Origin of the sequence: Methylobacterium pseudosasicola (assembly GCF_900114535.1) — a bacterium.
Taxonomy (GTDB): Bacteria; Pseudomonadota; Alphaproteobacteria; order Rhizobiales; family Beijerinckiaceae; genus Methylobacterium; species Methylobacterium pseudosasicola.
On the sequence record NZ_FOTK01000025.1, the window covers coordinates 99490 to 107818 of the forward strand.

At 68.1% G+C, this 8329-nt stretch carries 10 protein-coding genes; 6 read left to right on the forward strand and 4 right to left on the reverse strand.

What is annotated here, in order from left to right; all coding sequences use genetic code 11:
- Positions 1-4: 4 nt before the first annotated feature.
- Entirely contained in the window at positions 5-436 is a 432-nt protein-coding gene (locus BM228_RS21920; RefSeq protein WP_244537252.1) for a hypothetical protein, read from the reverse strand.
- A gap of 29 nt (positions 437-465) precedes the next feature.
- Positions 466-765, reverse strand: coding sequence for a hypothetical protein (locus BM228_RS21925; protein WP_092043933.1), 300 nt, complete (start codon positions 763-765; stop codon positions 466-468).
- A 328-nt stretch (positions 766-1093) separates the two neighbouring features.
- Between BM228_RS21925 and BM228_RS21930 the strand changes: the two genes are divergently transcribed.
- From BM228_RS21930 to BM228_RS21945, 4 genes are all read left to right on the forward strand, one after another.
- Positions 1094-2842, forward strand: a complete 1749-nt coding sequence (locus tag BM228_RS21930) for a pyrroloquinoline quinone-dependent dehydrogenase (RefSeq protein ID WP_092043935.1) — start codon at positions 1094-1096, stop codon at positions 2840-2842.
- 59 nt (positions 2843-2901) lie between these two features.
- Positions 2902-3333 carry an acyl-CoA thioesterase gene (locus BM228_RS21935; RefSeq protein ID WP_092043937.1) on the forward strand — a complete coding sequence of 144 codons (432 nt, stop codon included), beginning with the start codon at positions 2902-2904 and terminating at the stop codon, positions 3331-3333.
- Between the two features lie 222 nt (positions 3334-3555).
- Positions 3556-3786: a hypothetical protein gene (locus BM228_RS21940; RefSeq protein WP_092043939.1), complete on the forward strand. Its 231-nt coding sequence runs from the start codon at positions 3556-3558 to the stop codon at positions 3784-3786.
- Positions 3779-4375: a PIN domain-containing protein gene (locus tag BM228_RS21945; RefSeq protein WP_139234150.1), complete on the forward strand. Its 597-nt coding sequence runs from the start codon at positions 3779-3781 to the stop codon at positions 4373-4375. The genes BM228_RS21940 and BM228_RS21945 overlap by 8 nt, the downstream gene beginning before the upstream one ends.
- A gap of 163 nt (positions 4376-4538) precedes the next feature.
- On the opposite strand, the gene BM228_RS21950 is transcribed toward BM228_RS21945, so the two are convergent.
- Positions 4539-5864 carry an O-antigen ligase family protein gene (locus tag BM228_RS21950; protein WP_092043943.1) on the reverse strand — a complete coding sequence of 442 codons (1326 nt, stop codon included), beginning with the start codon at positions 5862-5864 and terminating at the stop codon, positions 4539-4541.
- 391 nt (positions 5865-6255) lie between these two features.
- Here BM228_RS21950 and BM228_RS21955 point away from each other — a divergent pair, with 391 nt between their 5' ends.
- On the forward strand, positions 6256-7275 hold the full coding sequence (locus tag BM228_RS21955; RefSeq protein ID WP_092043944.1) for a zinc-dependent alcohol dehydrogenase family protein: 1020 nt from the start codon (positions 6256-6258) through the stop codon (positions 7273-7275).
- 54 nt (positions 7276-7329) lie between these two features.
- Positions 7330-7950 carry a GNAT family N-acetyltransferase gene (locus BM228_RS21960; protein ID WP_092043946.1) on the forward strand — a complete coding sequence of 207 codons (621 nt, stop codon included), beginning with the start codon at positions 7330-7332 and terminating at the stop codon, positions 7948-7950.
- An 89-nt stretch (positions 7951-8039) separates the two neighbouring features.
- Here BM228_RS21960 and BM228_RS21965 read toward each other — a convergent pair.
- On the reverse strand, positions 8040-8329 hold a 290-nt coding region (locus tag BM228_RS21965), incomplete at its 5' end, for a transposase (RefSeq protein WP_208612075.1).

Consider the following 8329-nt stretch of genomic DNA (forward strand, 5'->3'; position numbering starts at 1 on the left):
GCGATCACGCCGACCTTTGCTTCAACAAGAGCTGGATCGCCAACGCCACGCGATCCCTGGCGGTCGCCGACCCGAGCTTTGCGATCCCCTCCTCGGCCAGTGCAATGACCGACAAGGCATCGGCACGGGTCACGCGATGCGTCGGGTCGTAATCCGCACTGTGCCGCTGGACCATAAGCCCTTGAAAGATGTCGCCGACCTCAATCAGCCCAGCCGGGAATCCCAGGCTGCGCAGCTGTTTACAGGCATTCTTGACGTCCCCGTGATTCAGGGCGCGATACGCGTGCCGCCATGCCTTATCGGGGCGATCCCGCCCGGTGCCCTCAAGCCGATCCGCACAGTCTTTCGCGAGCGCATGGAAGAGCGCGTAATAGGCCGTGCTGATCGCGCGCTTGAGATCCGACTGCCGCGGCTTGCCGGGATTCGCCCGCGCCAACCGCCGAGCAGTCCCGAGAAGCTCTCGGCTCACCGCCGGCCGCGCGGCTCGGGCGTGGCTTCCGGTACTTTGTGCCGTATGTAGGCGAAGCGCGGCTCCTTCAGTTCGAACAGCTTGTCGTTGAGCTTCGTGAGCGCCTTCGATGCCACCTTGAAATCGGGCTCGGCCTCGGGATCCCGATAATGGACGTTGACGAGGATGACCGGATCCCCATCGGCATCCTCGGAGTCGATCACCTCGACCTCGCTGACACCGAAACGGCCGAGCTCCTGCCGAACGACGGCTTCGATCGCGGCCTGAAGCGCCGGGGAGATTTCGGTGCCGATCATGTCCGTGCCCTACCGCGCCTGAGGACGATCCAAGCTCGAAACAGGCATCGGGCCAAAGATGAGCTCAGCATAGTGCCTCGGCGCGGGCTGTCGATCTCTTTTGCGAATGGGATGATGAGCCGGTCACTTATCCGAAGCGTTCAAGGCGACCTCATCGAGCCAAATCGAGATGGTGGCGGCCACGCCAAGAAATGTCGTAATTACAGGGGGGCAACTCCCACCTGAGCTCGCGACGGCCATGCGGCGCCGGAAGCAGCGCGTTGTGTTCGCGAGCCCTGCATAGGAGTGAACTGAGAACCAACCAACAAGAGGAAACGCCGTGCCGCCCATGACCGGACTTCGCCCCGCGCTGATCGCCCTTGCGACCCTCCTGCCCCTCCCAGCCATCGCCGCCGAGACCCCCTGGCCCGCCTTCGGGCACGACCACAGCAACCGCAACTTCTCCGACCTCACCCAGATCGATCGCGCCAGCGTCGGGCGGCTGCGGCCGGCCTGGATGTTCCAGACTGGGGTGACGGGCTATTTCCAGGCGCAGCCGGTGATGGTCGACGGCACGCTCTACATTTCGACGACCCAGAACAACGTCGCAGCGCTCGAGGCCCGCACCGGCCGGCCGCTCTGGACCTACACGCACAAGGCCCGCACCGAAAAGATCTTCGGGCCGCCCTCGAACCGCGGGCTCGCGGTGTCGAACGGCCTCGTGTTCGAGGCGACCATGGACGGGCGGCTGATCGCGCTGGACGCCAAGACCGGCCGGGTCGTCTGGGACAAGGAGGCGGTGCGCCCGGAGGAGGGCGAGAGCGAGACCGCCTCGGATCTCACCGCCAAGCTCGGCGGCAAGGCGGTGCAGGGCTCGAGCCGGCTCGGCTTCAAGATGCCGCCGCTGGTGGCCGAGGGGCTGGTGATCGTCGGCGTCACGGGCGCGGGCTACGGGCTGCATGTCGAGGACGAGTCCGGCGGCTTGGATGGCGGCGCCGTGGTCGGAATCGAGGGCGGCTACGGAAGGCGCGGCTGGCTTGCCGCCTACGATGCCAAGACCGGCGCGGAGCGCTGGCGCTGGTACGTCACCCCGTCCGAGGGCTGGGAGGGCGGCTTCGTCGCGCAGACCGTGGACGGCGTGCCGCTCCAGCGGGACATCGCCGCCGAGAAGGCGGCCGCGCCGGCCAATCGCGAGGCCTGGCGGGTGGGCGGCGGCTCGCTCTGGATGACCCCGGCCTACGACCCGGATCTCGGCCTGATCTTCCTCGGCACCGGCAACCCGGCGCCGCAGAATTTCGGCCTCTCGCGCCCGGGGGACAATCTCTACACGATGTGCCTCGTGGCGCTCGATGTCCGCACCGGGCAACTGCGCTGGTATTCCCAGCAGGTGCCGCATGACGAGTGGGGCTATGATGTCGCCGCGCCGCCGTTCCTGCTCGACGGGCCGAACGGCGCCAAGGCCGTGGCCTCGGCGAGCAAGACCGGCTGGATCTACGTCCACGACCGCGCGACGGGGACGTTGCTCGAACGCTCGGCCCCGCTGCTGGACCAAAAAAACCTGTTCGCGCCGCCGACCCCGCAGGGCACCGTAGTGGCGCCGGGACCCCTGGGCGCGGTCTCGTGGCCGCCCACCGCCTATGACGGGCGCCTCGCCTACGTGCAGGTCCGCCACGGGTCGACGACCTACACGGTCAAGACCGTGCCGGCCGCCGGGGACAGGCCGGAGATCCGCTACACTGAGACCAGCGAGGCCAAGGGCGAGCCGTCCTTCAGCACGCTGACCGCGGTCGACCTCGCGGATGGCGGCAAGATCGCCTGGACGATACGCTCGGGCAGCCGGCTCTCCGGCGGCACCCTGGCGACGGCGGGCGGCCTGGTCTTCTCCGGCGAGGAGGATGGGCATCTCAATGCCCACGACGCCCGCGACGGCACGCTGCTCTGGCGGTTCCAGTGCGGCGCCGGCATCAGCGGTCCGGCCATGACCTACGCGCTGGACGGCAAGCAATTCCTCGCTATGGCCGCGGGCGGCGCGTCCTACACCAAGGCGGCCGGGTTCGGCACCGGCGACGCACTGCTGGTCTTCGCGCTGCCCGATTGACGCCTGCCGAGCTTGACTGGAGGAGTTCCAGCCTTTGACGGCGGGGATTCGGCCAGATCATGACGCAGGAACAGGGCAGCGACGGCGCGGCCGCGGACACGCAGCCGAGCCATCGCGGGGCGCCGGTGATCCGCACCATCGCGATGCCGGCCGACACCAACCCGGCCGGCGACATTTTTGGCGGCTGGCTGATGGCCCAGATGGATCTGGCGGCCGGCAACGTCGCGGCCCGGCGCTCGCGCGGGCGCTGCGCCACCATCGCGGTGGACGCGATCACCTTCCACCACCCGGTCTTCGTGGGCGACGAGGTCAGCCTCTACGCCTGGTTGATCAAGGTCGGGCGCTCGTCCCTGCGGATCCAGGTCGAGGTCTGGCGGCGGGAGCGGGCGAGCGAGACCACCATGAAGGTCACCGAGGCGACCTTCACCTTCGTGGCCATCGGCGACGACCGCCGCCCGCGGCCGGTGCCGCCGGAGGCGGGCGGGATCTGACGCGGAATTGCGCGCATCGCGCAGCTATCAATGCAGGCATCGCGTCACAGAGCGGGTAAACCTGTTGGAGCGCGCCGGATCAGCGCTCCCCATCTTGGTGGTCTGCAATGGACGGCGTGTGTTGGCCTGCTGCTCTCGAAGGGTGATGCATAGGATCGGACATAACGGGGCGGGCGTCGTCGATGGTGTCATGCTACCATCGGGTTCAGTCAGGAGCGGTAAATGAAACTGGTCACTCCGCACGATGTCCTGTCAGCCTATGCCCAGGCCGAGATCGGCTCGGACGTTGCGGTCTCTTCGCTCGGTTTGAACGGGTTTCGCGACCTGATCGTCGCGATGGCCGATGCTGGACATCGGCTTCCGCGCCCGTCCCAGGCGGAAACCGAGGCCCAGGTGGATTCGGCGATACCGCTGCTGCTGGCTGTTCTCGATGACGGCCCTAGCGATGCTTGACCTCGTGATCCCGGATACGGGACCGCTGATCACGCTGGCGCTCATCGATCGTTTGGATCTGCTGGATCGTTTCCAGTGCCCGATCCTGGTCACCGACATGATCCACGCCGAATTGACGCGCGGACCGGATACGGCACCGGACAAAGCAGCGTTCGAGCACTGGTATCGCGCGCGGGGCAACCGGGTTCAAACGGTGGACACCCTGTACGGCACCATGTGGCGGGAACTTCCCGACGAGACGCGTCGGTCCATCAAAAGGCAGTTTCCGAATGCCGGAGAGGAATCCATCCGGGAGTTTGCGGGACGGGTCGCCGAGGTTCTGCCGGAGGATGACCAAATCCTCGTCCTGTTCGAGGAAGAGAAGGTCAAACGCATGTCCTTCGGCAGGCACGTCCATTTGCTCCATACCTGGGCCTTCATGGTGGCCCTGGAACGGATGGGTGTCATTCCCTCGGCTGACGATCTCCATAAGCAAGTCGAACAGCGTGGCAGGACCATCGCGCGCGACGTGTACGAACGCCGCGCTTCCGCCGGGGGTGGCGATGTGCAGGATTGGACGGACGACTACGACCGTCCAGCTGGTATCTGACCAATCATTCTGTTCTCGACTGAAGGCATTCGCGGAAGCGGCAACGCTCTGACGATCCCGAGGCCTGACACGTCACCGCTTTTGGGGCGTTCTGGCGACCTCAGGATGCCCAGATGGATTCGAAGCAGACGGTCCCCGGGGTCAAGCGAACGAATCGCCCGCCTCACCCCTTCGCAATCGCATACCGCGTGCGCAGCCGCAGGCCGAACACCGCCATCATGAACATGCAGCAGGTGGCGTTGTTGCCGTTGTACAGAACCGTCTCGAACGAGGCCGAGACGAGGCCGAGGAACCACAGGCGCAGGAACAACAGCGTCTCCGCGTCGAGGCCTCGGCCGCCGGCGACGCGCTGCAGGTCGCGGACCGGCGCCAGCACGAAGACCCAGAGGGTGAGCACCAGGAACGGGAAGCCGCCGATCAAAGCCGTGTCGAGATAGGCGTTGTGGGAGTGGTTGGCGGTGTTGACCCAGGTCAGCTCCTCGGAGCCGCCATACATGGTCCGCTCGGTCATCCAGAAGGCACCGATGCCCCAGCCCTGCCAGGGGCGGACCAGGATGTTGTCGAGGGCGAATTGCCAGATCTCGCTGCGGCCCGTGAAGGTCGCGTCGGTGAGCAAAGTGCCGATCGCGTCCTGGATCGCCGGGACCAGGATCGAGCCGATCGAGATCAGCGAGAACCCGACGATCGGCCCGAGCAACAAGAGGGCGCGCAGGGTGCCGCCAGTGAAGATCCGGCACAGGCCGGTGACGGCAAGGATCACCGGCAGCACCAGAAGCGCGGTCTTGGAGCCGCTCGCCACCAGCAGGCCGAGGGCCAGGGCCACGACGATCCAGCCGAGCACGCGGCTCGCCGCCGAGGCGACGTAGAGCCCGACGATCACCAGGATCACCATGGCCGCGCCGGACTCGTTCTTCTGCGGGAAGATACCCCGCCACAGGCCCGGATGGCTCGGATCGGAATTCACGTCGAAGGCCGAGTGGATCGCCAGATCCGGCACCAGGGCCACGGCGAGGTAGGAGGAGATCAGGATCACCAGGGCGGCGCCGGCCATCGTCAACGCCAGCTGGCGCGGCGAGCGGGCGACCAGCAGCACCCCGGCCGACAGCATCGCCGCGATGGCGAACAAGGCGAGCCGCCGCAGCGACAGGCTCGGCTCGACCGACAGGAGCGCGGTGATCCCGAGCCAGCCGGCGCTGAGCATCAGCGGCCAGGTCGCCAGCGGGCGCAGGTGGCGAAAGCCGATCCGGTGGAGCGCCGCGGCCATGCCGAGGCCGGCCACCACGAACAGCACCTGGGTCAGCAGGCTGCCATCCTCGGAGGCCGCCAGCGACGACCGGTCGGTCAGGTCCTTGAGCCAGACGTGGTTCCACAACAGGACGAAAACAGCTCCGTTCAGGAGCACGCGCAGGACATCCGGCACGTCGCGCGCAGCCGCGCCGTGCTGGGCCCTCTCGGCCGGGATCCCGATCGCCGCGTCCGCCGAAGCCATGCCGTTCCACCGCAGGGGCCGCGTGATGCGGCGCTGCTCATTGTAGCGGGTGTGGTCGCCGGGGCGATGGGTCGGCCGGTGGTTGCACTCGTGGATCTGACGATAACCTTAGCGGGTTGGTCGGATCGGGAAATGCCAGGCGTCCCGCAGGCTTGGGCGCTGCGCGAATGCCCGCTGGTTCACCTCGTCATTGCGAGCGCAGCGAAGCAACCCAGGGCAGCGCGCGTTCTCAAACCACAGCGTATCCCTAGGTTGCTTCGCTGCGCTCGCAATGACGGTGGGGTCCACGCGCAGCGTGCAACCATCGCGGCGGCTTTGCGTCTACAGACGCTCCCGAGCGGGCCGGCTCGCGTTGCAGTACGATCGGCCCGCGCAAAAAGACAGGTGCACCATGACCCAATCGGCATCCCGGGCGGTCATCGTCCAGCCCGGCGGCGGCTTCGACAAGGTGGGGTTCGGCGAGCGGCCCGTCCCCGAGCCCGGCCCCGGCGAAATCACCGTGCGGCTGCGGGCGAACTCGCTGAACTATCACGACTACGCCGTGGTCAGCGGACTCTGGGGGCCGAGCGAACCGCGGGTGCCGATGTCCGACGGCGCCGGCGAGGTCGAGGCGGTCGGCCCCGGCGTGGAGGCGTTCGCGATCGGTGACCGGGTGGTCAGCACCTTCTTCCCGACCTGGCTCGACGGCACGCCGCAGGTCGAGGGCTTTGCCACCGTGCCGGGGGACGGGATCGACGGCTATGCCCGCGAGCGGGTCACGGCGCCGGCCACCGCCTTCACCCGCGCCCCCCGGGGCTGGGACCATGCCGAGGCCGCGACCCTGACCACGGCGGCGCTCACCGCGTGGCGGGCGCTCCACGCCGATGCCGGCCTCAAGAGCGGCGACGTGGTGCTGGTGCAGGGCACCGGCGGCGTGTCGCTGTTCGCGCTGCAATTCGCCAAGGCGGCGGGCGCGACGGTGATCGCGACCTCGTCGAGCGACGCGAAGCTCGAGCGCCTGCGCGGCCTCGGGGCCGACCACCTGATCAACTACCGCGCCGATCCCGCCTGGGGCGCCACCGCCAAGCGGCTGACTGGCGGGCGTGGCGTCGACCACGTGCTCGATGTCGCCGGCCCGGGGACCCTGGAACAATCGATGGAGGCCGTGCGGGTCGCCGGCCACATCTCGGTGATCGGCATCCTCACCGGCGTGGCCGGGCCGCTGCCCCTGGTCCCGGCGCTGATCCGCCAGATCCGGCTGCAGGGCGTGCTGGTCGGCAGCCGCAGCCAGCAGATCGCGATGATCCGCGGCATCGACGCCTGCGGGCTGCGGCCGGTGGTAGACAGCGTCTACCCGCTGGCCGAGATCGTGGACGCGTTCCGGCACCAGGAGAGCAACCGGCATTTCGGCAAGATCTGCATCCAGATCTGAGGGGTGGGAATGGGTTAAGGTGGCGGCCTTCGCGGTCGCCACACCGTCGAGCCGATGCCCTCAGACCCTGCCACCCCTTTGCTGCCCGTCGGCTTCTCGGCTTTGCCGCCGGGGCACATCGCTGCCATCGTCACCAGCCTCGACATGGTCGGGCCGCCGACCCCGCGCGCGGCCAAACCCTTGCCGGATGGGATGGCGTTGCATCCGCTCGTCCGTTCGGATTGCGAGACCTATCGCGGGCTGTACCGAGCGGTGGGCGCCGACTGGCTGTGGTTCTCGCGCCTGACCCTGTCGGACCAAGCCCTGCGGGATATCCTCGACGACCCGCGGGTGGAAATCCTGACGCTCCGTCAGGACGGCACGGATCTCGGCCTGCTGGAGCTGGATTTCCGCCAGCCGGAGACCTGCGAGCTGGCCTTCCTCGGCCTCGTCCCGGAGGCACTCGGGCAGGGGCTCGGCCGCACCCTGATCAACACCGCGATCGAAAGCGCCTGGTCGCACCCGATCAAGCGGTTCTGGGTACATACCTGCACGTTCGACCATCCCGGGGCGCTCGATTTCTACCGCCGCTCCGGCTTCACGCCCTGCGCGGTCGCGGTCGAGGTGGCGCCCGATCCCCGCCTCACCGGCCTCCTGCCCCGGACCTGCGCCCCGCACGTCCCGCTGCTGGCGTGACCGCCGCGCCACGGCGCTCCCTCGGGACCGCGAGCATGCCCGGCCGAGGGTTGCGCCACCCGCCCCCGCAGTTCTAGAGCGGCATCCGATCATATTGGATCATATGCGTCGTAGCCTGCGGCGGCGAGATACCGGCGGCATTCGGCTGGCGTGAAGCGTCTGAAGGCTTGTCGGATCGTGTCCCAGAGGTCGCTGATCGTGCGAGCGGCTTCGGCTCGGAGGATGGCCTTGAGCTTGGCGAAGGCAAGTTCGATCGGGTTGAAGTCGGGGGAGTAGGCCGGCAGGTACAGCAGCCTCGCTCCGGCCGCCTCGATGCGTTCGCGGATGCCGCTGACTTTGTGGGCGGGCAGATTGTCGAGCACGACCGTGTCGCCAGGTC